The organism is Tranquillimonas rosea, assembly GCF_900111315.1.
In the GTDB taxonomy this organism is placed as follows: Bacteria; Pseudomonadota; Alphaproteobacteria; order Rhodobacterales; family Rhodobacteraceae; genus Tranquillimonas; species Tranquillimonas rosea.
Genome location: NZ_FOGU01000002.1, coordinates 40597 through 62552 on the forward strand (window position 1 = coordinate 40597; position 21956 = coordinate 62552).

Annotated in this window: 31 protein-coding genes; 13 read left to right on the forward strand and 18 right to left on the reverse strand. The window is 68.2% G+C overall.

All coding sequences use genetic code 11. The features are described 5' to 3' along the window. The first annotated feature begins 223 nt into the window (after positions 1–223). Entirely contained in the window at positions 224–859 is a 636-nt protein-coding gene (parA, locus tag BMZ25_RS03190; RefSeq protein ID WP_092688361.1) for a ParA family partition ATPase, read from the forward strand. Positions 860–920: 61 nt separating this feature from the next. On the opposite strand, the gene BMZ25_RS03195 is transcribed toward parA, so the two are convergent. Next, positions 921–1127: a cold-shock protein gene (locus BMZ25_RS03195; RefSeq protein ID WP_092688364.1), complete on the reverse strand. Its 207-nt coding sequence runs from the start codon at positions 1125–1127 to the stop codon at positions 921–923. Positions 1128–1448: 321 nt separating this feature from the next. On the opposite strand from BMZ25_RS03195, the gene BMZ25_RS03200 reads away from it, so the two are divergent. Both BMZ25_RS03200 and BMZ25_RS03205 read left to right on the forward strand, forming a co-directional pair. Beyond that, positions 1449–2051, forward strand: a complete 603-nt coding sequence (locus BMZ25_RS03200; protein WP_177190368.1) for a DUF4168 domain-containing protein — start codon at positions 1449–1451, stop codon at positions 2049–2051. A 234-nt stretch (positions 2052–2285) separates the two neighbouring features. After that, a complete protein-coding gene (locus BMZ25_RS03205) occupies positions 2286–3152 on the forward strand; it encodes a hypothetical protein (RefSeq protein ID WP_092688370.1) in 867 nt (288 codons plus the stop codon). Here BMZ25_RS03205 and BMZ25_RS03210 read toward each other — a convergent pair whose 3' ends face one another. From BMZ25_RS03210 to ffh, 11 genes are all read right to left on the reverse strand, one after another. Next, entirely contained in the window at positions 3153–3962 is an 810-nt protein-coding gene (locus BMZ25_RS03210) for a division plane positioning ATPase MipZ (RefSeq protein WP_092688373.1), read from the reverse strand. A 253-nt stretch (positions 3963–4215) separates the two neighbouring features. Then, the gene (rpmE, locus tag BMZ25_RS03215; protein ID WP_092688376.1) at positions 4216–4437 is read right to left on the reverse strand and encodes a 50S ribosomal protein L31; all 222 of its coding nucleotides are present in this window, start codon (positions 4435–4437) and stop codon (positions 4216–4218) included. Beyond that, positions 4434–4838 (reverse strand): 50S ribosomal protein L19, encoded by a 405-nt coding sequence (gene rplS, locus BMZ25_RS03220; protein WP_092688379.1) that lies wholly within the window; start codon positions 4836–4838, stop codon positions 4434–4436. Before rplS ends, rpmE begins: the two co-directional genes overlap by 4 nt. 51 nt (positions 4839–4889) lie before the next feature. Then, on the reverse strand, positions 4890–5720 hold the full coding sequence (trmD, locus tag BMZ25_RS03225) for a tRNA (guanosine(37)-N1)-methyltransferase TrmD (protein WP_092688382.1): 831 nt from the start codon (positions 5718–5720) through the stop codon (positions 4890–4892). 52 nt (positions 5721–5772) lie between these two features. Further along, on the reverse strand, positions 5773–5934 hold the full coding sequence (locus BMZ25_RS03230; RefSeq protein ID WP_092688385.1) for a DUF1328 family protein: 162 nt from the start codon (positions 5932–5934) through the stop codon (positions 5773–5775). Positions 5935–6004: 70 nt separating this feature from the next. Beyond that, positions 6005–6523: a ribosome maturation factor RimM gene (gene rimM / locus BMZ25_RS03235; RefSeq protein WP_092688388.1), complete on the reverse strand. Its 519-nt coding sequence runs from the start codon at positions 6521–6523 to the stop codon at positions 6005–6007. Further along, entirely contained in the window at positions 6520–6939 is a 420-nt protein-coding gene (locus tag BMZ25_RS03240; protein WP_092688391.1) for an EVE domain-containing protein, read from the reverse strand. Before BMZ25_RS03240 ends, rimM begins: the two co-directional genes overlap by 4 nt. A gap of 60 nt (positions 6940–6999) precedes the next feature. Then, positions 7000–7365 (reverse strand): 30S ribosomal protein S16, encoded by a 366-nt coding sequence (gene rpsP, locus BMZ25_RS03245; RefSeq protein WP_092688394.1) that lies wholly within the window; start codon positions 7363–7365, stop codon positions 7000–7002. Between the two features lie 14 nt (positions 7366–7379). Then, positions 7380–7685 carry a chorismate mutase gene (locus BMZ25_RS03250; protein WP_092688397.1) on the reverse strand — a complete coding sequence of 102 codons (306 nt, stop codon included), beginning with the start codon at positions 7683–7685 and terminating at the stop codon, positions 7380–7382. Next, on the reverse strand, positions 7682–8188 hold the full coding sequence (locus BMZ25_RS03255; RefSeq protein ID WP_235859764.1) for a GNAT family N-acetyltransferase: 507 nt from the start codon (positions 8186–8188) through the stop codon (positions 7682–7684). Before BMZ25_RS03255 ends, BMZ25_RS03250 begins: the two co-directional genes overlap by 4 nt. A gap of 8 nt (positions 8189–8196) precedes the next feature. After that, positions 8197–9717 carry a signal recognition particle protein gene (gene ffh / locus BMZ25_RS03260; protein ID WP_092688402.1) on the reverse strand — a complete coding sequence of 507 codons (1521 nt, stop codon included), beginning with the start codon at positions 9715–9717 and terminating at the stop codon, positions 8197–8199. Between the two features lie 417 nt (positions 9718–10134). Here ffh and BMZ25_RS03265 point away from each other — a divergent pair, with 417 nt between their 5' ends. The 3 genes from BMZ25_RS03265 to BMZ25_RS03275 all read left to right on the forward strand — a co-directional run bounded on the left by BMZ25_RS03265 (position 10135) and on the right by BMZ25_RS03275 (position 11907). Next, a complete protein-coding gene (locus BMZ25_RS03265) occupies positions 10135–10383 on the forward strand; it encodes a hypothetical protein (RefSeq protein ID WP_092688405.1) in 249 nt (82 codons plus the stop codon). A gap of 137 nt (positions 10384–10520) precedes the next feature. Next, positions 10521–11414, forward strand: coding sequence for a LysR family transcriptional regulator (locus BMZ25_RS03270; RefSeq protein ID WP_092688408.1), 894 nt, complete (start codon positions 10521–10523; stop codon positions 11412–11414). 64 nt (positions 11415–11478) lie between these two features. Beyond that, positions 11479–11907, forward strand: coding sequence for a hypothetical protein (locus tag BMZ25_RS03275; protein ID WP_092688411.1), 429 nt, complete (start codon positions 11479–11481; stop codon positions 11905–11907). 12 nt (positions 11908–11919) lie between these two features. Here BMZ25_RS03275 and BMZ25_RS03280 read toward each other — a convergent pair whose 3' ends face one another. After that, positions 11920–12273 carry an ArsR/SmtB family transcription factor gene (locus tag BMZ25_RS03280; RefSeq protein ID WP_092688413.1) on the reverse strand — a complete coding sequence of 118 codons (354 nt, stop codon included), beginning with the start codon at positions 12271–12273 and terminating at the stop codon, positions 11920–11922. 209 nt (positions 12274–12482) lie between these two features. Here BMZ25_RS03280 and BMZ25_RS03285 point away from each other — a divergent pair, with 209 nt between their 5' ends. The 5 genes from BMZ25_RS03285 to BMZ25_RS03305 all read left to right on the forward strand — a co-directional run bounded on the left by BMZ25_RS03285 (position 12483) and on the right by BMZ25_RS03305 (position 15215). Beyond that, entirely contained in the window at positions 12483–12824 is a 342-nt protein-coding gene (locus BMZ25_RS03285; protein ID WP_092688416.1) for an AtpZ/AtpI family protein, read from the forward strand. Between the two features lie 71 nt (positions 12825–12895). Further along, positions 12896–13669 carry a F0F1 ATP synthase subunit A gene (locus BMZ25_RS03290; protein WP_268874188.1) on the forward strand — a complete coding sequence of 258 codons (774 nt, stop codon included), beginning with the start codon at positions 12896–12898 and terminating at the stop codon, positions 13667–13669. A 51-nt stretch (positions 13670–13720) separates the two neighbouring features. Beyond that, positions 13721–13957 carry a F0F1 ATP synthase subunit C gene (locus tag BMZ25_RS03295; RefSeq protein WP_092688419.1) on the forward strand — a complete coding sequence of 79 codons (237 nt, stop codon included), beginning with the start codon at positions 13721–13723 and terminating at the stop codon, positions 13955–13957. A gap of 77 nt (positions 13958–14034) precedes the next feature. Beyond that, entirely contained in the window at positions 14035–14655 is a 621-nt protein-coding gene (locus BMZ25_RS03300; RefSeq protein ID WP_092688421.1) for a F0F1 ATP synthase subunit B', read from the forward strand. Further along, complete coding sequence (locus BMZ25_RS03305) at positions 14652–15215, forward strand: F0F1 ATP synthase subunit B (RefSeq protein ID WP_092688424.1); 564 nt, start codon at positions 14652–14654, stop codon at positions 15213–15215. The genes BMZ25_RS03300 and BMZ25_RS03305 overlap by 4 nt, the downstream gene beginning before the upstream one ends. Positions 15216–15282: 67 nt before the next feature. Here the strand turns inward: BMZ25_RS03305 and BMZ25_RS03310 are convergent, their stop codons facing one another. The 3 genes from BMZ25_RS03310 to BMZ25_RS03320 all read right to left on the reverse strand — a co-directional run bounded on the left by BMZ25_RS03310 (position 15283) and on the right by BMZ25_RS03320 (position 17789). Further along, positions 15283–16047 (reverse strand): FadR/GntR family transcriptional regulator, encoded by a 765-nt coding sequence (locus BMZ25_RS03310; protein ID WP_092688427.1) that lies wholly within the window; start codon positions 16045–16047, stop codon positions 15283–15285. Positions 16048–16166: 119 nt separating this feature from the next. Continuing rightward, positions 16167–16823 (reverse strand): YiaD family glycine zipper/OmpA-like lipoprotein, encoded by a 657-nt coding sequence (locus BMZ25_RS03315; RefSeq protein ID WP_092688429.1) that lies wholly within the window; start codon positions 16821–16823, stop codon positions 16167–16169. Positions 16824–16934: 111 nt separating this feature from the next. Next, positions 16935–17789 (reverse strand): methylated-DNA--[protein]-cysteine S-methyltransferase, encoded by an 855-nt coding sequence (locus BMZ25_RS03320; RefSeq protein WP_092688432.1) that lies wholly within the window; start codon positions 17787–17789, stop codon positions 16935–16937. Positions 17790–17909: 120 nt separating this feature from the next. On the opposite strand from BMZ25_RS03320, the gene nth reads away from it, so the two are divergent. Further along, on the forward strand, positions 17910–18554 hold the full coding sequence (gene nth / locus BMZ25_RS03325; protein ID WP_092688435.1) for an endonuclease III: 645 nt from the start codon (positions 17910–17912) through the stop codon (positions 18552–18554). 422 nt (positions 18555–18976) lie between these two features. On the opposite strand, the gene BMZ25_RS03330 is transcribed toward nth, so the two are convergent. Then, complete coding sequence (locus BMZ25_RS03330) at positions 18977–19390, reverse strand: DUF7282 domain-containing protein (protein ID WP_092688438.1); 414 nt, start codon at positions 19388–19390, stop codon at positions 18977–18979. A 204-nt stretch (positions 19391–19594) separates the two neighbouring features. Between BMZ25_RS03330 and BMZ25_RS03335 the strand changes: the two genes are divergently transcribed. Next, on the forward strand, positions 19595–20488 hold the full coding sequence (locus BMZ25_RS03335; RefSeq protein ID WP_092688441.1) for a DMT family transporter: 894 nt from the start codon (positions 19595–19597) through the stop codon (positions 20486–20488). A 400-nt stretch (positions 20489–20888) separates the two neighbouring features. Here the strand turns inward: BMZ25_RS03335 and BMZ25_RS03340 are convergent, their stop codons facing one another. Beyond that, positions 20889–21812, reverse strand: a complete 924-nt coding sequence (locus tag BMZ25_RS03340) for an HNH endonuclease (RefSeq protein WP_092688443.1) — start codon at positions 21810–21812, stop codon at positions 20889–20891. Between the last annotated feature and the right edge of the window lie 144 nt (positions 21813–21956).

Here is a 21956-nt window from a genome sequence, read left to right on the forward strand (position 1 = left end):
CCGTCTGCGGCTCTGGGCGATTTTCCCGGGGCCGATGCTTTAGATGTGACCGATAAGGCGGTGCGCCGCAACATTGCTCAGGCGCGGAACACCCCCGCAGCAAGGCGGATCGGAAAGGGCCCGCGACGCGGGCTGGACGCCCGCCCGGGGCCCCGCCATTGTCTTGACGCACGGGGCACTCTACGCTGCGCCGCAGCATACAAAGGCAGGGGGAGAGTGTCGTTTGAGCGGACATGTCATCACGGTGGCCCAGCAGAAGGGCGGATCGGGCAAGACCACGATCGCGCTGAACCTGGCGGTCGCATTCCATCGGCGCGGCCTGACGGTGGCGCTGCTCGACACCGATCCGCAGGGCTCGCTCGGCCGCTGGTTCATGACGCGGGTCGAAAGCGGTGAGGACCCGGGGATGGAGTTCTCGACCGCCAGCGCCTGGGGCGTCAGCTACGAGTGCGACAAATTGAAGCGACAGGCCGACGTGGTGCTGGTCGACACGCCGCCCAAGGTCGACGCCGACCTGCGCCCGGCTCTCAGGGCCAGCGACCTGGTGCTGGTGCCTGTGGCGACCAGCCAGGTGGATGTCTGGGCGACGGAATCGGTCCTGGACCTTGCGGGGCGCGAGGGGCGCGAGACGCTGGTGGTGCTGAACCGCGCCCGTCCTGGAACCCGCATCGCCATCGAGGTGGCGCAGACCATCGCGGATCTCGGGGTCGCGCGGGCCCAGACGATTCTGGGCAACCGTGTCGTCTATGCCGAGGCGCTGGGGCAGGGGAAGGGCGTGCTGGAGCGCGGCAAGGGCGCTTGGGCTCCGGAAATCGAGGCGCTGGCGGACGAGGTGCTCGCAGCCGCCGGGGCCGGGTGACCGCGCCGGGGCTCCGGCGCGATCGTCATCTCAGTCTCCCGCGCTAAAGCGCGGAAATGGTTCAGGCGAGGGCGAGGTTGACGGCGCTCTCGCGGCCGTCGCGGCCCTTCTCGAGGTCATAGGTGACCTTCTGGTCGTCCTGCAGGCCGGTCAGGCCCGAACGCTCGACGGCCGAGATATGGACGAACACGTCCTTGCCACCGGACTCGGGCGCGATGAAGCCGTAGCCTTTGGTGGTGTTGAACCATTTCACGGTGCCATTGGCCATTCCGTGGTCTCCTTCAGTCTTGCCGTTCGCGGTATTGCAACGGCTCGGCGTTGTCAGTGCTAGATCGAGTGCGCTGATTGCCGGTGAAGCAGACAGGGTCGATAGAGAGTAACGTCGCGGACTGTTCTATGAGGCCGAATCCGGGATCGCGCAAGATATTTCTGCACGCTTTCGCCTGCGTGAGAAATGGTGACTGGCGGCTTTCCGCTCCGGGGTTTCGTAACCCCGTTTCAGGAACCTATGTGTCACCCTGGCACGTTGAGGCCCCGATGATGTGCGGTTCGCACCGTACGAAAGCCAAACCAGATGAGAGGAAAGTCCATGACCTTCCGCAAGACCACTGCCCTCGTTCCGGCCATCGCGCTGGCGCTGACCCCGGCCATCGCACTGTCGCAGAGCGACAGCAGCAGCGAGATGTCGAGCGACCAGCCCGCGATGGAGCAGTCCAGCGACACCGCGCAGAACGACATGATGTCGGATGACGGCGGCAGCGACGGCGAAAGCATGACGGCCGAGAGCGATTCGATGTCGGACAGCGAGAGCGAGAGCGGCGACATGACCACCGCTCAGAACGACTCGTCCAGCTCGGACGGTGCAGGCTCGGTCGCGGGCTACGACGAGGAGACGCTGTCGTCCTTCGTCGACGCGGCGATGAACGTCGCCTCGCTGCGCCAGACCTACGCGGTCCGCATGCAGTCGGCCGAAAGCGAAGAGCAGCGTCAGACCATCGCCCAGGAGGCGACGGAAGAGATGCGCACGGCGGTCGAGGACACCGACGGCATCAGCATCGACGAGTACATCGAGATCGGCGAGGCCTCGTCGGAGAACGAGGAACTGAACCAGGCGATCACCGCGATGGTTCAGGAGCGCATGCCCCAGCAGCAGCAGGGCGGCGGTCAGCAGGGCGAGCAGAACGAAGGCTAATCGCCCAGGCTTTCTGAAAGAGCTCATCTAAGCGCGCGGTCCCTCGGGCCGCGCGTTTTTTTGCGCGCTTCCGATCGCGTGCCGGCAATAATCTGCCCATCGCTCCGAGATTGAATCGGCGCCGGTCACAGTGTCCAGAAATTGCCTCGTTTGCCGTGAAGGCTGCCCTCGTATCGCCGTTCTCGGCGGACAATCCGGGCCAAAACGACACATGCGGCGGAGGTAGCGCAGGCAATGACATCGACGGGTCTGTCCAGATTGGCGCACGCGGCGCCGCGGCTTCTGCAACTCGGGGCGGTCGTGGCGCTCGCAGGGGCGGTCGCGGTCGGCTACGTGACCGCGCAGAAGACGGCGTCGAACCGCCTCGCTCTCCATGCCGAGGCGCCCGCGGGCGTGGCGATCCAGGATTTCGACCCCGCGCGCCACGAGGGCCCTGCAGGCGAGGCGACGCTGCTGGCGCAGATCGATCCCGACGCCGCGATCGCCGTCCGCTACCGCGAGGGCCTGACCCGGATGCGGGCCGTGGTCTATCCCCTTTTGTCCTCGCGCGCCACCGGCGGCGCGGAGCCGGTCGTGCTGGGGCTGGTCTACTACCCCGACCGCGCCCGCACGGTCGAGCCGATGGCCGCCGACACGCTGCTGCCCGAGCCGATCGGCGAGGGCGCCGTCGGGCCGGTCGTGCGACTGTCGGGATTTCCCGGTGCGCCCGACGCGCTGCAAGCGCGGGCGACCGAGGCCTTCGCCGCCGCCGGGTTCGCGCTGGCGCCGTCCCAGGTCGCGCTGACGCCGTTCCCCGAGGGCCGCGCCGCCGCGCTGGAGGCGCCCGTGCCCTCGCACATGAGGACCGCGCTGTTCCTGCTGGCGCTGGTGCTGATGGTGTCGAGCGTGGTGCTGCGCCACAGCCGCGCGCGGCGGACCGAGGTGCGGCGGATCAACGAGATGGTGCGCCACCAGCCGCCGCGTCGTCACCGCTCGCCGCGCACCGCCCGCGCACAGAACCGCTTCGCCCCGCTCGCCGAGCAGGAGGAACTGCTTCCCGAGCCACCCGCCGCGCCAGTGACGCGGCTGGGACGGCTGCGCGGGGTGCACCGGACCTCGTGATCAGAAGTCGACGGTCACCCCCGGCAGCCGCAGCTCCTTGATCAGGTCGCGCAGTTCCTGACGGGCGGCGATGTTGCTGAGGTTCAGGTTGCCGACGCCGATATCCTTGAGGTCCAGCAGGGTCAGGCCGCGGGGAAACAGTTCGCGGAAGATGACGCGCTCGGAAAAACCGGGCGCGACGCGAAAGCCGATGCGCTTGCTGAGGTTTTCCAGCGCGTCGCCCATCTTCTTCTTGTTGTGCATCTGCTGCGCGCCCAGGCGGTTGCGCACGACGATCCAGTCGATCGGTTTCAGCCCCGCCTGCGCCCGCAGCTGCCGGGCGTTCCAGACCATCTCGGCATAGACCGAGGGGCCGAGGATCTTGTTCGTCTCCGGGTCGATATGGGCCAGCAGGTCGAAATCGACGAAGCTGTCGTTCAGCGGCGAGATCAGCGTGTCGGCCAAGCTGTGCGCGACCTGGCTGAGCCGGGTGTGAGAGCCGGGGCAGTCGATCAGGATGAAATCGGCGCCCTCCTCCATTCCCGACACTGCGGCGGAGAGGCGGCGATCGTGCACGTTCTCGCCGGGCTCGAGATGCGACTGGTCGATCTCGGGGAGGTCGCGATACTCGGGGCAGGGCAGGCTGAGGCCGTGGCGTTCGGTATAGACGCGGCGGTTCTCGATGTAGCGGCCGAAGCTCTTCTGGCGCAGGTCGAGGTCGAGCGCGCCGACCCGGTATCCGAGCCGCACGAGGGCGGTGGCCACATGCATCGAGGTGGTCGACTTGCCGGACCCGCCCTTTTCGTTGCCCACGACGATGATATGCGCCACGTCCTGTCCTCTTTCCCCTGATGGCCGCGCCTTCGCGTCTCGCGGGCCACTTTATGTGGGGCGACTCGCCAGTGAAAGGCGCGGGCGGCATGAGGCGGGGAAATGGTGCGAAAATCCCGCGCTTCCCGGCGCTTGGCGGGCGCGGCAGGTGCGTTTCGCGCGCGAAACATGCGGCGCTTCTAATGTTTCGCGCGAAACGAGAAAACGCCGCCCCGACGGGACGGCGTTCTCCGAAATCGAATGGCCGGATGGCTCAGAAGCCGAAGCCTTCGTACTTGTTCTTGAACCGCGAGACGCGGCCGCCGGTGTCCATCAGGCGCTGCGAGCCGCCGGTCCAGGCCGGGTGCGCGCTGGGATCGATGTCCAGAGTGATCGTGTCGCCCTCGGAGCCGAAGGTCGACTTCATCTGCACGATCTCGCCGTTGGTCAGCTTGACGTCGACGAGGTGGTAATCGGGATGCGTGTCGCGCTTCATTTCTTCACTCCCTGCGCGGCTTTCTTGCCGTCGCTCTTGGGCTTGTAGTGGACGTCCTCGGCGATCCGGGCCGACTTGCCCCGGCGCGCGCGCAGGTAATACAGCTTAGACCGGCGGACCCGGCCGCGGCGGATCACGGTGATCGCCTCGATGTTGGTTGAATGCAGCGGGAAGACACGCTCCACGCCTTCGCCGAACGAGATCTTGCGGACGGTGAAGGTGCCGGCGATGCCATGGCCGTTCTTGCGGCTGATGCAGACGCCTTCGAAGTTCTGCACCCGGCTGCGAGTGCCTTCGGTCACCTTGTAACCGACCCGCACGGTGTCACCCGCCTTGAAGTCGGGAATGTCCTTGCCGAGCTCTTCGATCTGCTCGGCTTCCAGTTGTGCGATCAGATCCATCTGTCGCGCTCCTCTACTGGCGCGGGTGGTTCCCCGCGACGTGTGGCGCCCTCAGAGCTCTCGGTCTCCGTCCGGGTCCCTACCGTGTTTCTCACAGTAAGCCCGCCAGAGATCAGGGCGGCGTTCCTTTGTCAGCCTTTCGGCCATGTCCCGGCGCCAGTCGGCGATGTTCGCGTGGTGCCCCGACAGGAGAATGTCGGGTATCGCGCGGCCCTCCCAGACGGCGGGTTTTGTGTACTGGGGGTGCTCAAGCAAAAAATCCGAGAAGGAGTCCTCCTCGGCCGATGCCTGATTCCCAAGTACGCGCGGTATAAGGCGCACGGTGGCGTCGATCAAGGCCTGCGCGGCGATCTCGCCACCGGTCAGGACGAAATCGCCCAGGCTCACCTCTTCGATGCCGTGATGCTCTATCACGCGCTCGTCGACGCCCTCGAACCGGCCGCAGAGCAGCGTCATCCCCTCGGCCTCGGCAAAGCGCTCGGCCATGCGCTGATCGAACGGGCGGCCCCGCGGCGAGAGATACACGACCGGCCAGCGCCGGTGGTCCTGCGGCGTGCCGCGCGCCGCCATCCGCAGCGCGCGATGCACCACGTCGGGCCGCATCACCATGCCAGCGCCGCCGCCCGCGGGCGTGTCGTCGACATTGCGGTGCTTGCCCTCGCCGAAGATGCGCAGGTCGATGGGCGTCAGCCGCCACAGCCCCTCCTGCAGGGCCTTGCCGGTCAGCGACGCGCCGAGGACGCCGGGAAAGGCGTCTGGAAACAGGGTGACGACCTTGGCCTCCCATGCGTCCTTCAGGTCCGGACGTTCGGAGATCAGGTCGCGCGGCTCGGCGCTGGGGCGGATGGTGAGTCGGCCGTGGGATCGGGTGGGCGCTGTCATGGCCCGGTCTCCTACCGCGCGCAGGACGCGCGCGGTAGGGGGATCGTGCGGGTCAGGCGAGTGAAATGATGCCCAGCAGCACCAGCAGGAACAGGATCAGCACGATCGCGATCAGGATCTTCGCGCCGCTCAGCGCGAGGCCCGAGATGCGGCCGAAGCCCAGGAGGCCGGCGATCGCGGCGACGACGAGGAGGATGAGGATGATTTCAAGCATTGCGGTCCTTTCGCGTGCGACGTTCTGTCATTGGTCGCCGCGGTAACTCGGCCGCGCGGTGCTTCGTTCCTCACTCGTCGTCGAACAGCCCCTCGGGCGGGTCGGCGACGAGCCGCCCGGCGGCCAGGTCGACCGTCGGCACCGCCTCGAGCGTGAAGGGCAGAAGGACGGTGGCGCGGCGGCCGGGGGCGTGCACCTCGAGAAGGTCGGTCGCGCCGTGGTTCATCACCGCACGGACATGGCCCAGCGACTGCCCGCCGGTATCCATCACCTCCAGCCCGATCAGGTCGGCGTGGTAGAACTCGTCGTCGGGCAGGGAGGGCAGGCGGTCGCGCGGGGCGTAGAGCTGCACCCCTTTCAGCGCGTCCGCCTGTTCCTTGGTGTCGATCCCGGACAGTCGCGCGGTCAGCCCGTTGGCGGCGTTGCCGGTCAGCGTGACGTCGAAACTGCGCCCGCCGTCCTGGGTGGTCAGCGGGGCATAGTCCGCGATCGCCTCGGCCTCGGCGCAGAAGCTCTTGAGCCGCACCTCGCCCCGCACGCCGAAGGCGCCGGCGATCGCGCCGACCACGACCCTGTCGTCGCCGCTCATGCCGCACCTCCCAGCATCGCGCCGGCGATCCGGGCGTAATCCTCGGGCGGGATCGAGAACCGGCCGCCGCGGAAGGTCAGGCCCCAGTTCCGCTTGTTGGGAACGAAGGACAGGCTGTCGAGCATGGGCTTCACCGGCACCTCGCGCACGTCGTCGAACCGCGCATCGCGCACCCAGCCGGTCAGGCCGGGGCGGAACTCGGTCTCGTAGGGGGCGGCGCCGGTCACGGTGGCATGGGCCACGAAGGCCTGCACCGGGACGCCGTCCCTGTCGGATTTCGGTGCGTAGTAGATCACCGTGTCATCCACGTCGAGGCCACGCACCAGCGACTCGCGGCCGTGGCTGAAGGCGACCTGTCCGGCCTCGCGGGCCATCCGGGCCTGCGCGCGGTGCACGACGCCGATCCAGTGCGCCATCGCTCCTCTCCCGCCGGTCCGACGCGAAACGGCCCGCCAGAGGGCGGGCCGTCGGGCCGATCACTCGGCGCTTTCGCTCTCGGCGGCAGCTGCCTGCTTCTCGGCGCGGGCGGCGGCGCGTTCCTGCGCGGCTTTGCCCGGCGTGCCCTTGTTCGGGTTGTCGCGCTTCTTGGTGGAAAGCACGCCGCGGGCCTCGAGCATGCGGCTCACCCGGTCGGTCGGGACGGCGCCGTGGTCGAGCCAGGCCTGCACGCGCTCGAGGTTGATGCGCACGCGCTCTTCGTGGTCCTTCGGCAGCAGCGGGTTGTAGGTGCCCAGCTTCTCCAGGAAACGGCCGTCGCGCGGCTTGCGGCTGTCGGCGACGACGATGGAGTAGTGGGGGCGCTTCTTGCTGCCGCCGCGGGAAAGGCGAATCTTGGTGGCCATGTCGGTGTTCCTTCCTAGGGGTCTGTCTTGCTGTGTGCTTCGTGGTGGCGAATGACTTCCGCGATCACGAAAGCCAGAAACTTCTTGGCGAAGGCTGGGTCGAGATCGGCCCGCTCCGCCAGGTCTTCGAGCCGGGCGATCTGCTGCGTCTCGCGCTCGGGATCGCTCGGGGGGAGGTCGTGCGCCGCCTTGAGGCGTCCGACCGCCTGGGTGTGCTTGAACCGCTCGCCCAGGGTGTAGATCAGGATCGCGTCCAGCCGGTCGATGCTTTCGCGGTGGTCCCGCAGAAGCTCGGCGGCGCGAGAGGTGTGATCGGTCATGCGGCCTCCGGTGCGTGGCGGTAGACGTGGATCGGGCCACTGCCCGGAGGCGGGGTCGCCCCGGTGTCGCGCGTCGCGCCCAGCCGCTCGGCCAGGCGGATCGAGCGCACGTTCTCGGGGTCGATATAGCTGACGGCGGTGGTCCAGCCGAGGTCGCGGAACGCGTGGTCGCGGGCGGCCAGCGCGGCCTCGTGGGCGAGCCCGGTGCCCTCGGCCTCTGGCGCCCAGACCGACCAGGCGATCTCGGGCTCGGGCCAGGTCATCGGCTGCCAGGGGCCGGCCATGCCGAGCGCCCGGTCGTCATCGCGCTGCGTGAACACGAACGCGCCGAAGCCCCGCAGCATCCACATCCCCGCCAGGTTTCCCAGCGTGCGCGAGCACTGCGTCGCGTCCGACAGAGGGCCGCCGACATGGCGCGCGCGCTCGGACATCAGAAACGTCGACAGCACGTCGAAATCGCCCGTATGGGGCGCGCGCAGCCGCAGGCGCCGGGTATGCAGCACCGGCGGCGTCATTTCTTCTTGCCGAATCCCGACAGGCCGGGGGGCAGGCCCTGTCCGCCGGCACCGGGGCCCATGCCCGGAAAGCCGCCGGGCGGCATGCCGCCGCCACCGCCACCACCGGCGCCGCCGCCCATCTGGCCGGCGGCCTGCTGCATCTCGGCCTCGGAGGGCATACCGCCCTTGCCGAACATCTGGCGCATGGCCTGCTTCATCATGCCGCCTTTGCCCATCTTGCCCATCTTCTTCATCATGTCACCCATCTGGCGATGCATCTTGAGAAGCTTGTTGAGCTCGGACACTTCCAGGCCGGCGCCCTTGGCGATGCGCTTCTTGCGCGAGGCCTGGAGGAGCTGCGGATTGGCGCGCTCCTTCTTGGTCATCGACTGGATCAGCGCGATCTGGCGGCGCAGCATCGAATCGTCGAAGCCCGACTGCTCGACCTGCTTGGCCATCTTCCCCATGCCGGGCATCATGCCCATCATGCTTTCCATGCCGCCCATCTTGAGCATCTGCTCGAGCTGCATGCGCAGGTCGTTCATGGTGAAGTGACCCTTGGCCATGCGCTTCATCATGCGCTCGGCCTGTTCGGCCTCGAGCGTCTGCTGCGCCTTCTCGACCAGGCTGACGATGTCGCCCATCCCGAGGATGCGGCCGGCGATCCGCTCGGGGTGGAATTCCTCGATGGCGTCCATCTTCTCGCCGAGGCCGACGAACTTGATGGGCTTGCCGGTGACAGCACGCATCGACAGCGCGGCGCCGCCGCGGCCGTCGCCGTCCATCCGGGTGAGGACGACGCCGGAGACGCCGATGCGGCCGTCGAATTCTTCGGCCACGTTGACCGCGTCCTGGCCGGTCAGGCCGTCGACCACCAGCAGAGTCTCGCGAGGGGTGACCACGTCGCGCACGGCGGCGGCCTGTTCGATCAGCTCCTGGTCGATGTGCAGGCGGCCGGCGGTGTCGAGCATGTAGACGTCGTAGCCGCCCAGGCTGGCCTGGGTCTTGGCGCGCTTGGCGATCGTCACCGGATCCTCGCCCTGCACGATGGGCAGGGTGTCGACCCCGATCTGCTGGCCCAGCACCTGCAGCTGCTCCATCGCCGCGGGGCGGTTGGTGTCGAGCGAGGCCATCAGCACGCGCTTGTTCTGCGTGTCCTTCAGCCGCTTGGCGAGCTTCGCGGTGGTCGTCGTCTTGCCCGAGCCCTGGAGGCCCACCATCAGGATCGGCGCCGGAGCGCTGTCGATCTTGAGCGCGCCGGGCTCGCCCTCGCCGGTCAGGGTTGCGACCAGCTCGTCATGGACGATCTTGACGACCTGCTGGCCGGGCGTGACCGACTTCGTCACCGCCTGACCGGTGGCCTTTTCCTGCACGCGCTTGATGAAGCTGCGGGCCACCGGAAGCGAGACGTCGGCCTCGAGCAGGGCGGTGCGCACTTCGCGCAGCGCGGTCTTGACGTCATCTTCGCTCAGCGCGCCCTGCTTGGTCAGGCGGTCGAAGACGCCGGAGAGGCGTTCGGACAGATTTTCGAACATGTCTCGGCTCCTTCCACCGTTTCGTTCGGGCCCCCGCGGAGGCGTGTGGGACCGCTCCGAAGGCCGGAGCGGATGCCAGTCCACCCCGATCTAGGGAGCGGCGGGCGCGCGATAAACGCCTCCGGGGGGAGGCAATGCAAAAATGCCCCCGCGGGCGAATCCTCGCTGGCGGGGGGCGATCCCGGCCTATGGACCGGGACCGGAAGGTGTGGAACCATCCGGAATTGCGCGCGCTTGTGGCCCAAGCGGCCGTGCGAGTCAAGCCGCGCGCCCTCGCGTCGGGGGCTGAATACGTGGGATTCCGGCAACGCTGCGGCGGTGTCGTGCTGATCTCGCGGACTTCGTGAAAGAGGGGTCTGGTAAAACGTGCAGAATCTACTAGCCTCCGACACTGGCAATTCCTGAAGGAAGGCAGACATGAAACTTATCGCATCTATCTCGGCCCTGTGCCTCGCAGCTGCTCCGGCGCTCGCCGGCGGCCTGTCCCCCGCGGCTGAAGAGCCGGCCCCGGTTGCTCCGGTTACCGGCCAGGCCGCGCTTCCCGCTGGCGCGGGCGGCATCAGCCCCGTCGTGATCGGCGCCGGTGTGGCGACCGCGGCCCTGGCCGCCGCCGTCCTCGCGGACGACGACGACGACGACGACACGGAAACCACGACCACCGAGTGATCCGTTCAGGATTGCCGGTCTCGTGACCGAATGACGGGCGCCCCCAACGGGGCGCCCGTCTTGTTTTGGGGCCTGTTATTGTTGGCCCCGTCGCGCCGTCTTGCCGAAATGGGCGGTTTCGCGCATAGGTGGGCGTGATGGACAACTGGGACGAAATCCGCACCGCCTTCCAGGTGGCCAAGCGCGGCACGGTGAGCGGCGCGGCCGAGGTGCTGGGCGTCCACCACGCGACGGTCATCCGGCATATCGACGCGCTCGAGGGGCGGCTGGGGGTCAAGCTGTTCCAGCGGCATGCGCGCGGCTACACCCCGACCGAGGCGGGCTCGGACCTGTTGCAGGTCGCGCAGGCGACGGACGACCAGTTCACGCAGCTTGCAGGGCGAATCAAGGGACGCGGCCATACCGTCACGGGCGAGCTGGTGATTACCACGCTGCCCTCGATGTCCTACAAGCTGACGCCGGTGCTGGCGCAGTTCCAAGCCGACCATCCCGGCCTGATCGTCCGCTTCCTGGCCGATGCGCGCGTGTTCCGGCTGGAATACGGCGAGGCGCATGTCGCCATCCGTGCCGGTGCCGCCCCGGACGAGCCCGACAACGTCGTGCAACCGCTGCTGACCGAGCAGTTCGGTCTTTTCGCCTCGCGCGGGTATCTCGAGCGCAAGGGGTATCCGCAGAGCGACGCCGACCTGGCCAACCACGATTTCGTGGCGAACGACGACATCGCCACGACCCGCGCCCCGTTCTTCCGCTGGCTCTATGACACGATCGGGCCCGACAACGTGATCTTCCGCGCCACGGACGACCGCGTGATGCGCGAGGCCGTGCAGGCGGGGGTGGGGCTGGGCTTCATCTCGATGCTGCAGCGCGACGCGGTGCCGGATCTCGTGCAGGTGATGCCGTCGCGCCCGGAATGGCAGGCGCGGCTGTGGATCGTCACCCACGTGGACCTCCACCGCACCACCAAGGTGCAGGCCTTTCTCGCCGCGCTGAAGGAGGCGTCGAAGGAGTGGCGGTCCGACGCCACCTCGTAGCGGCGTTGCCCGGCGCGCCCGTCCTGATACAAACGACGCAAGCACGAGAGTTGAGCGAGGGACAATGACACGCATTACCATTCTGACGCGCGGGGCGCTGGCCGCCGCCGCGATCGCCGCGACCGGGGTCGCACAGGCGGCCACCTGCGAGGTGCGCATGCCCGATCCGCGCGGCAACGCCGAGGTTGCCGGCCAGAACGCCGCGCTGCGCGATGTGCTCGCCGCGGAATACGGCATCCGGGCCCCGGTGCCGACGGGCGGCAACATCGTGACGATCGACGTGCCGGAGTGCGAGGCGTCGGATTTCGTCGGTCTCGCGGCGACGGATCAGCGCGTCAGCACGCCGGCCAGTTCTCCGGTCCTGCCCGAAGGGGCCGGGGCCGTGGGGCAGGGCGCCATCGCGGGCGGCCTGATCGGCGCGGCGGTGCTGTTCGGCGTGTTGTCGGACGACGGCGGCGGCTCGACCCCGGCGACGGTGCCGCTGGCGCAATAGGCGACGTCGGCGTCAGCCCGCCGGATCGGCGGCGGGCGGCGCGGCCAGTTCGGTGCTGAGAAAGCGCTCGAACGCGTCGAGGTTCACCGCCTCGAACTGCCCGAAGGATTGCATCCACGCCGACGCCTCGCGCAGGGCGTCGGGATCAAGCATGCACCATTTCAGCCGGCCGCGCTTTTCCTGCGTGATCAGCCCGGCCGCGGCGAGGATGGAGACATGCTTGGACACGGCGGCGAGGGACATCTCGAACGGCTCGGCGATGTCGGTGACGGCCATGTCGTCCTCGAGCAAGAGCTGAAGGATCGCCCGGCGGGTGGGGTCGGCGAGGGCCGCGAAGACGAGGTCGAGATGATGTGCCACGCCCATGCGGTGCCTCATGCAGCGCGAAACGTCAACTGAATGGTTGAATATGGTTTCCGCGCACCCTGTGGCGTCACGCTGCGCGATGCGGCGGCGCGGCTTTCATGGAATCGTTGAAAACCAATGACTTAATGGGATTATTTCGGCGGCGCGGCGATGCTTGACTCGGCACGCCTCCCTCCCTAGCTTCCCGCCGACTGGCGACGGGGGCCTCGATGGTCGACGAGACGGAGAAGGAGCGCATGAAGGCGCTCGAGGACCGGATCGCGGCGGCGAAGGCGAAACAGACCCCCAAGCCGAAACCGACCGAGGATGCCCATTCCAATGCCGAGCTCGGCTGGCGGATGGTCATCGAGCTGGTTGCCGGGCTGGTGATCGGCTTCTGGATCGGGTACGGGCTGGACGCGGTGTTCGGCACGATACCGATCTTCTTGGTGATATTTACGATGCTGGGCTTCGTGGCCGGCGTGAAGACAATGCTTCGCTCCGCCCAAGAATTCCAGAACCGGGGCCGGGACGGCGAGGATGCCTCCCGCGATGATGACGAAAGGACCTGAGCGTGGCCCATCAGACCGATCAAAGTTCCGCCCAAGGCGGCGGATACGGACGCATCATCCTGTACGCGGCGCTGGCGCTTCTGGTGATCGCCACGCTGTTCCTGCAGCCGCAGGAGGCCGCCACCAGCATTCACCCGATGGACCAGTTCGTGGTCACGCCGCTCTTCGGCGACTCCGTTGCGTGGTACACGCCCACGAACGTGACCCTGTGGATGCTGATCGCGGTCGCGGCGGTCTTCGTCCTGCTGGTCTCCAGCACGTCGGGCCGGGCGGTGATCCCGTCGCGGGCGCAGTCCGTGGCCGAGCTGAGCTATGGCTTCGTCCACAAGATGATCGAGGACGTCACGGGCCGCGAGGGGCTGAAGTACTTCCCCTACGTGATGACGCTGTTCATGTTCATCGTGGTCGCGAACTTCCTCGGGCTGCTCCCGATGGCGTTCACGCTGACCTCGCACATCGCCGTGACGGCGGTCCTGGCGCTGGCTGTGTTCCTGACCGTCACGATCCTGGGCTTTGTCCTGAACGGCAAGGAATTCCTGGGCCTGTTCTGGGTCAGCGCGGCGCCGCTGCCGCTGCGGCCGGTGCTCGCCATCATCGAGGTCATCTCGTACTTCGTGCGCCCGGTCAGCCACTCCATCCGTCTTGCGGGCAACCTCATGGCGGGCCACGCCGTGATCAAGGTGTTCGCCGGCTTCGCAGGGGCGCTTGGCCTGTTCGGGTTCTTCCCGATCCTGGCGATCACCGCGATCTACGCGCTCGAACTGCTGGTGGCCTTCATCCAGGCCTACGTCTTCACCATCCTGACCTGCGTCTACCTGAAGGATGCCCTGCATCCGCATCACTGACGCAGCCGTCGGTACGTAACCTCAGCCAATTCCATCGTAAGGAGAGAAATCATGGAAGGCGATATCGCAAACATGGGTCAATTCATCGGTGCCGGCCTGGCCGCGATCGGCTCGGGCGCCTCGGCAATCGGTGTGGGCCACGTCGCCGGCAACTTCCTGTCGGGTGCGCTTCGCAACCCGTCGGCCGCCGGCGCGCAGACCGCGACCCTGTTCATCGGCATCGCGTTCGCGGAAGCCCTGGGGATCTTCTCGTTCCTCGTCGCGCTTCTGCTGATGTTCGCGGTCTGATACGACCCTGACGATCCTTACGACCGGGCGGGTGCATCGCACCCGTCCGTGTGCATCACAGGTTCCAGGGGGACGACATGGCGCAGCACACCGAAGAGGCCCAGGCGCAAGGCGCCGATGCCGCCACGGCCGCCGGTAGCCACGGTGCCGATGCGGCCGCCGGGCACGGCGCCAGCGCCGCCCACGGCGGCGGCGAAGCGGTCGGCATGCCGCAACTCGATGTGACCACCTTCCCGAACCAGATCTTCTGGCTTCTGGTGACGCTGGTCGCGATCTATTACATCCTGTCGCGCATCGCGCTGCCGCGCATCGCGGCCGTCCTGGCCGAGCGTCAGGGCACGATGACCAACGACGTGGCCGCCGCCGAAGAGCTCAAGCTCAAGGCGACCGAGGCCGAAGCCGCCTACGAGAAGGCGCTGGCCGAGGCCCGGTCCGAGGCCAACCGCATCTCGGAAGAGACCAAGGCCGAAATGCAGGCCGAGCTCGACGAGGCGCTGGCCAAGGCGAACGCTCAGATTGCCGAGCGCACGTCGGAATCGGAAAAGCGCATCGCGGACATCCGCGAGGGCGCGATGCAGAGCGTCGAGGAGGTCGCCCGCGATACCGCGCAGGCCCTGGTCTCCGCGCTTGGCTGGTCCGCCGACGACGCGACCGTGAACGAAGCGGTCCAGAACCGCATGAAGGGGCAAGCGCGATGACCAGAGCGATCCTCACCCTGACCGCGGCGAGCGTGACGGCGACGCCCGCTCTGGCCGCCGGCGACTCGTTCTTCGTCCTCAGCAACACGGACTTCGTGGTGCTGGTGGCCTTCGTGCTGTTCATCGGCGTGCTGGCATTCTTCCAAGTGCCTGAGCGCCTGATGGGCATGCTGGACACCCGCGCCGCGGGCATCAAGAAGGACCTCGACGAAGCGCGCGAGCTGCGTGAAGAGGCGCAGACCCTGCTGGCCTCTTACGAGCGCAAGCAGAAAGAGGTCCAGGCCCAGGCCGACCGCATCGTCGCAAAGGCCAAGGCCGACGCCGAGGCCAACGCCCGCGCCGCGAAGGACGACATCGACCGCTCGGTCGAGCGTCGTATCCAGGCAGCCGAGGACCAGATCGCCTCGGCCGAGGCGGCCGCGATCCGCGATATCCGCAACCGGGCGATCGACGTCGCCGTGGCCGCGGCGCGGGACGTCGTCTCCAAGGAGATGACGGCGCAGAAGGCCAACGCGATGATCGAGGACTCGATCAAGACGGTCGAGGCCAAGCTTCACTGAGGCTGGCCCGATCGGCAGTCACGACGGCCCGGTTCCCCGCGAACCGGGCCGTTGTCGTTTCAGGGTGTCAGCGTCTCTCCCGCGCCAGCCGCTGCCGCGCGAGCGCGTCCTGCGCGTCCACCTTCTGCTGTGCTAGCAGCGCCTCTTCGACATAGCCCAGATGCGCCTCGGTCGCTGCCCGCGCGGCGTCGGCGTCGCGTGACTGGATGGCGTCGTTGATCGCGCGGTGCTGATCCAGCAGCGAGTCGCGCGTGACGCTGCGCCCGAACATGACCTGCCGGTTGTAGAACACGCCTTCGCGCAGCAGCCGGAACATCGCCCGCATCATGTGCAGCATGACGACGTTGTGGCAGGATTCGATGATTGAGAGGTGAAACTCGGCGTCGAGTTGCGCCTCGCGCGCCGCGTCGGGATCCCGATGCGCGGCCTCCATCCGCCGGAACACGGCGTCGATGACGGCAAGGTCGGTATCCGTCCCGTTGCGCACCGCCCGCTCGGCCGCCAGCCCCTCCATGTCGCGGCGGAAGGCGATGTAGTCGACCACCGCCTCGGCATGGCTGCCGAAGAGCTCGGTCAGGGCAGGGGGGAAGGTCGCGGCCAGCGCCTCCGACACGAAGATGCCCGCCCCCGCCCGGCTGCTGAGAAGCCCGCGCGCCTGCAGGTCGGCAACCGCCTCGCGCAGCGAGGGGCGCGAGACGCCCAGCCGTTCGCTCAGGTCCCGCTCCGAGGGCAGCCGCTCGCCGGGGCGCAGCAGGCCGCGCAGGATCAGCTCCTCGATCTGCCGCACGACGGCATGGGAAAGGCGTTCGGGCTGGACCTGTCGAAAGGGCATCGGCGTCTCCGCGGCGTCTGGTCAAGTGATATGACCACCGCCGCGCGCGGGCAACCGGCCACGAAAAAGGGCCGGCCCCCTCGGGGGACCGGCCCTGTCCGTCGGACACGCTTGGCGGGTCAGGTCGTCGGGCGGATGATGATGTCCACCCGGCGGTTCTGCGCCCGCCCGCTGTCGGTCAGGTTCGAGGCGATGGGCTCGTCCTCGCCGCGGCCGATGGCCTGCAGACGTCCGGCCGACACGCCGTTCTGGTTCAGGATCGACACGACCGACTGCGCGCGGCGCTCGGACAGCGTCTGGTTGTAGGCGGCGCTGCCGGTGTTGTCGGTATGGCCGACGACCTGCACCACCGAGTTCGGGTACCGGTTCAGGCTGCCCGCCAGAACGCCGAGGTCCGAGCGCAGGGTCGAGTTGACCGATGCGCTATCGGTGGCGAACAGGATGTCCTGCGGCATCCGCACGAGCAGCTGATCGCCATTGTTGACCACATCTATGGCGCTGTTGTCGAAGTCGTTGCGCAGCTCGCGCGCCTGCCGGTCGAGCACGTTGCCGATGGCCGCGCCGCCGGCCGCGCCGAGGGCGGCGCCGATCGCCGCGCTCTTGCCGCGGTCGTCACCGGCGGTGGCAGCGCCCAGGATGCCGCCCGTCACGGCGCCGGCGAGGGCGCCCTGGCCGGTCCGCTCGAGATCGCCGCCCTGCTGGAACCGCGGGTCGGCGCAGCCGGACAGGACGAGGGCCCCGGCAACGGCTGCGAAAAGAACTGGTTTCTTGGTCATGGGATACCTCCCCGTGATGGAATGACACATCTCCAAGTCGGTCTATACGCGATGGCCGGGCGGGAAGCACGAGGTATTACCGATTTCTGGCGGAACATCGCTATGCCGCTGTTATGCGCCGGTTTCCGCGGATTCGGCGGCAAGTAGCGCACGCTTGACCGGCAGCCCCCAGTGGTATCCGCCCAACCCGCCGCTCTTGCGCAGGGCGCGGTGGCAGGGGATCAGCCAGCTCACCGGGTTGCGGCCCACGGCGGTGCCCACCGCACGCACGGCGCGGGGCCGGCCGATGGCACGGGCGATCTCGCCATAGGTCGTGACATGGCCCTCGGGCACCAACAGGAGCGCCTCCCAGACCTTGATCTGGAACGGGGCGCCGATCAGGTGCAGCCGCGCCTCGCCGCGCCCCGCCAGGGCGGCCTCGACATGGGGCGCGGTCGCCGCAGGATCGTGGCGATGGTCCGCCGCGGGCCAGCGCGCGCGCAGGTCGTCCATCGCGGCGGTCTCTCCCGTCTCGGCGGTGAAGGCCAGTCCGCAGAGCCCGCGCTCGGTCGCCATCGCCAGCATCGGGCCGAACGGGCCCGCATGCCACCCGTGGCGGATCGTCAGCCCCGCCCCGCCGCTCGCATAGTCGCCGGGGCTCATCGCCTCCCAGCGCAGGAACAGGTCGTGCAGCCGCCCGGTGCCGCTCATCCCGGTGCCGAGTGCCGTCTCCAGCGTGGTGTGCCGCTCGGCCAGCAGCGCCTTGGCGTGGCCCAGACGCAGGTATTGCTGAAATCGCTTCGGCGACACCCCGGCATAGCGGCTGAACAGGCGCTGGAAATGCGCGGGCGACAGGTTCATCTCGGCGGCGATCTGCTCCAGAGTCATGTCTCGGCCGTCCGGAGCGTCCAGCCGGTCGATCGCGCGGCGCATCAGCTGCCAGTGATACCCGTCCTCGGTGTCCGCGGGGGGGTGGTGCACGGTCATCGTCCTGTCCTCCATCTGCCGTGAAGGTAGTGCCCGGCGGCCCGCCACGCGACCCGTATGTTGCGCATCGCGCCGCCGCCCGCTTGCCGCGGCCCGCGCGGGCGGGCATACACGGCCCCGATGGCAAAGCAGCTCCCCTACAGAACCGTGCGCACCGCGTTCGAGCGCTTCGAGACGGCCGAGCCCGAACCGAGGGGTGAGTTGTCCCACACCAACGCCTACACCCTGCTCGTGGCGGTCGCGCTCAGCGCGCAGGCCACAGATGCAGGTGTGAACCGGGCCACGAAAGAGCTGTTCCAGGTCGCCGACACGCCGGAGCGGATGCTGGCCCTGGGCGAGGAAGGGCTCGTCGGACACATCAAGTCGATCGGCCTCTACCGCAACAAGGCGAAGAACGTCATCAAGCTCAGCCGCATCCTCGTAGACGAATACGGCGGAGAGGTGCCCTCGTCCCGCGCCGCGCTGCAGTCCCTGCCGGGGGTCGGTCGCAAGACGGCGAACGTCGTCCTGAACATGTGGTGGGGCTTTCCCGCGCAGGCCGTCGACACGCATATCTTCCGCGTCGCCAACCGGACCGGCCTCGCGCCGGGCAAGGACGTGGCCGCGGTCGAGCGCGCGATCGAGGACAACGTGCCGGTGGAGTTCCAGCGCCACGCCCATCACTGGCTGATCCTGCACGGCCGCTACGTGTGCGTCGCGCGCAAACCGAAATGCCCCGCCTGCCTGATCCGCGACCTCTGCCTCTTCGAGGACAAGACCGCCTGACACCGCCCCGGCGCCTCCTTCTTCTGCCCCCAAATATCCCGGGGGAGTCGCCGCAGGCGACGGGGGCAGCGCCCCCTGCGCGGCCAGTATCTGCTCTTCCGAGCCACCGGTGTCGTCGGCACCTCACCGAGTCTTGCCATTCTCGTAGATATCCGAGGCAATCGTTCGGGTGGCGCGCGGCGAAGGCCCGGAACAAGCCCTGCTCAAACGCTCTCATGCCGATCGTATTCGAGTGCCGGGGCAGTTCACTGGCCGTCGGGGGAAGATCGACAAGACGCAGTGGCAGGGCATCATGTCACCGGTCTGCGCGCGGTGCCGCCCCGGCGTGGCCCTACCCGAAAAGACGGGCGCAGGGCCCGAGGGAGGTGCCCTGCGCCCGCCGGGCGGGGTCAGCCACCTCGCCGACCCCGCCGGGAACCGGATCACTGGGCGGTGATCGTGGTGGTCACCAGCGCCTCGTCGACCCGGATGGGGCCGTCTTCCGTGGCCCCGAGCGTGTATTCGAAGACACCGGTCTCCGAGCCGCCCGCTTCCGAGTGCACCATCAGCATCAGCATATCGCCCGGCTCCACCTCCTCGGTCAGGATCGCCGCCACATCGGCGGTCTCCCCCGCCCGTAGCGGCGCATGGCCGACGACCGGCCCCGGCGCCATCTCCGCGTCGGTGCGGTGCACCACCAGCCAGCCGGTCTCCGGTGCGGTGACCGTCTCGGCGCTCACCACGCCGTTCTCGACGGATTGGTCCATGGCCTCGATGCCCGGCGTCATCTCTTCCTGAGCGGTGGCAATGCCGGCGCCAAGAACCAGCGCACCGGCGGAAACGATAAGGGACTTCATGGTGTCACTCCTTTTTACTCGCGACATCTCCGGGTACGCGGCCCCGCCCCCAAAAGGTTTCAGAAATCGGATGACATCGGCCCCGGACGGCCCGAGGCCTCTTGTGCCGGGCCGGACCGCACGATTGTCTCGGAAGCACGCATCCAGGGAAAGCGGACCGCCTCGCCCGTCGGGACCAGGCCGAGGCGGGGAGGAGGAGGAGGCATGCAAGGCGACATGGCGGCGCCACGCGACGGAACGGCGGCGGGTGTCGCGATGATGTGCGCAGGGGTGGCGTGCCTCAGCGTCAACGATGCGCTCGCGAAGCTCCTCGTCACCACGTATTCTCCCCTTCAGATCCTCTTCCTGCGCAACCTGATCGCCCTGCCCGTTGCCATCGGCCTCGCCTTGACGATGGGCGGGCCCGCCGCCCTGCGCTCCCACCGGCCGGCGGCGCATCTCGTGAGGGGCGGGCTCTGGATCGCCGCAACCATTCTGTTCTTCACCAGCTTCATGCATCTCGGCCTGGCCGAGGCGACGGCGCTCATCTTCGTCGCCCCCCTTTTCATCACCGCACTCTCCGCGGCGCTGCTGCACGAACAGGTGGGCCCGCGGCGCTGGCTTGCGGTCCTGGCCGGTTTCATCGGCGTGCTCATCGTCATTCGCCCGGGGACGGCCGCGTTCCAGCCGGTCTCCTTGCTGCCGGTGTCGACCGCGTTCCTCTATGCCCTGCTCATGCTGAGCGCGCGATGGCTCGATCCGCGCGAGAGCGTCTGGACGATGCTCCTCTACCTGACAGGGTCCAGCGCGCTTCTGAGCGCGGTTGTCGTCCCGGTCGTCTGGACACCGATCCGTCTCGACGATCTCTGGCTCTTCGCCGCCATCGCCCTGTTCGGCACCGCCGGCATGACGATGATGACGCAGGCCTTCCGCCTCGCACCGCCCGCGATCGTCGCGCCGCTGGACTATACCGGGCTGGTCTGGGCCACCGCCCTGGGATGGCTGATCTGGAACGAGGTGCCAGACAGGCCGGCCGTTGTCGGCGCTTCCGTGATCATCGCCAGCGGCCTCTACGTCATCTGGCGCGAGCGAAGAAGCGACGGGGACACCCCACGGTAGAACTTCTCTGGTTCCGACCGCACGTGCCAGCCGGCGCTACATGCGCATCTGCCAAACGCGGAAACGCTCCGCGGTTAAGGGCACGGCGATCAAGCAACTACACTGCCCGTGAGGCACGCGCCTCGTCACGGCGGATTCCTCAATGCCGCCATGGTGGCGCTTCCACGACTAGAACGTCGCGCCAATGATCCCGTGCCGGCGACAGACATCGGCGGTCCAAGCTCCAGCTTCCTGCGCGCCGAGCACGCGCTCTGCCCGTCTTATTTGGCCGAGACCTACCGGCCTTGCGTCTGACCCAAACGCCATCACGATCTGTCGGGGGGTGCAGCGGGAGCTGCGCCCCTTCGCGTTTCCCCCCCTCACTGAACGTCGTCGGCGCCTCCCGCTCGACAAAACGGCGCTATCCCCAAGGCGCGGGGTCGTCCGGCATGGCCCGACCAAATACGTTCTCGCGGTGCCAGCGCAGGTTCTCCGGGTGCGGCGCGTTCCGTGCGTCCTCGGGGCTGACCAGCTTGCCGTCGGGCGCCAGAAGCCGCCCCACGACGTCGCCGGGCACCTTGTTGTGCGACACGAGGATCGTCTCGCAGTCGTCGGCCACGGAGATCAGGCCCCGGTCGAACATCCAGTGCAATGTGCCCGACAGCGCCAGACCGTTGCGCACCGAGTCGCTCCCCTGGCTCTCGACGGGCCGGATGTGTGCCGCCTGCACTTCGGGCCGCCCGCCGCCGTTGCGCAGCATCAGGCCGGACATGGCGCAGCGGTAGCCATAGGCCGCGCGCACTTTCCGGCGGAAGGCGACATCGCGGTAGGGCCTTCGGGTGAGCCGCTCGAGCACCGGGCGCTCGAAGCGTTCGGCCCCCTCGGCAAGCTCGGCCGGGTGCGGGTCGTAGCGCGTCGCCTCGATCCGCTCCAACTCCTGTGGCAGACCGAAATCGACGATGCGGGCGAAGTCCGCTTCCGGCAACCGCCTCACGGCCAGCTGCACGGCGCCACCCTTCTTCGGCGTTCCGTCCGGTTCGGTCAGGGACGCCTCCATCGGCCGACCCTCCACCAACCGCGGCACCTCACGGTCGAACGGAAGGAAGCTCCCGGGTTCGATCATGGCGAGGAACCGCCCCTCGACGCCCGGCTTCGGGATCACCCGTTCGATCTTCGCCACCGCGAAATAGCCGCGCGGCCCGGCCTTGATCGGCTCGTAGTAGACGATCCAGTCGCCCACGGCCTCTTCGACCGCCTTCAGGTAGGCGCGCGGGAAGTCATAGACGACGTCCGGCTCATCCTCGTAGATCGAGTCGGCCTTGTGCAGGAGGACCAGCTTCGCCATGCCCCCAGGAAAGCCGTAATTGACGGAAACGCAAAGGTTTTCTGCTCAGGGACTGCCTGCATGGCGCGATACGGATATTGGGCGCACGCCATCGCGCCGCAATGGATCAAAAGGGCTGGGACGCTGCGATTATTGACCGGGCAG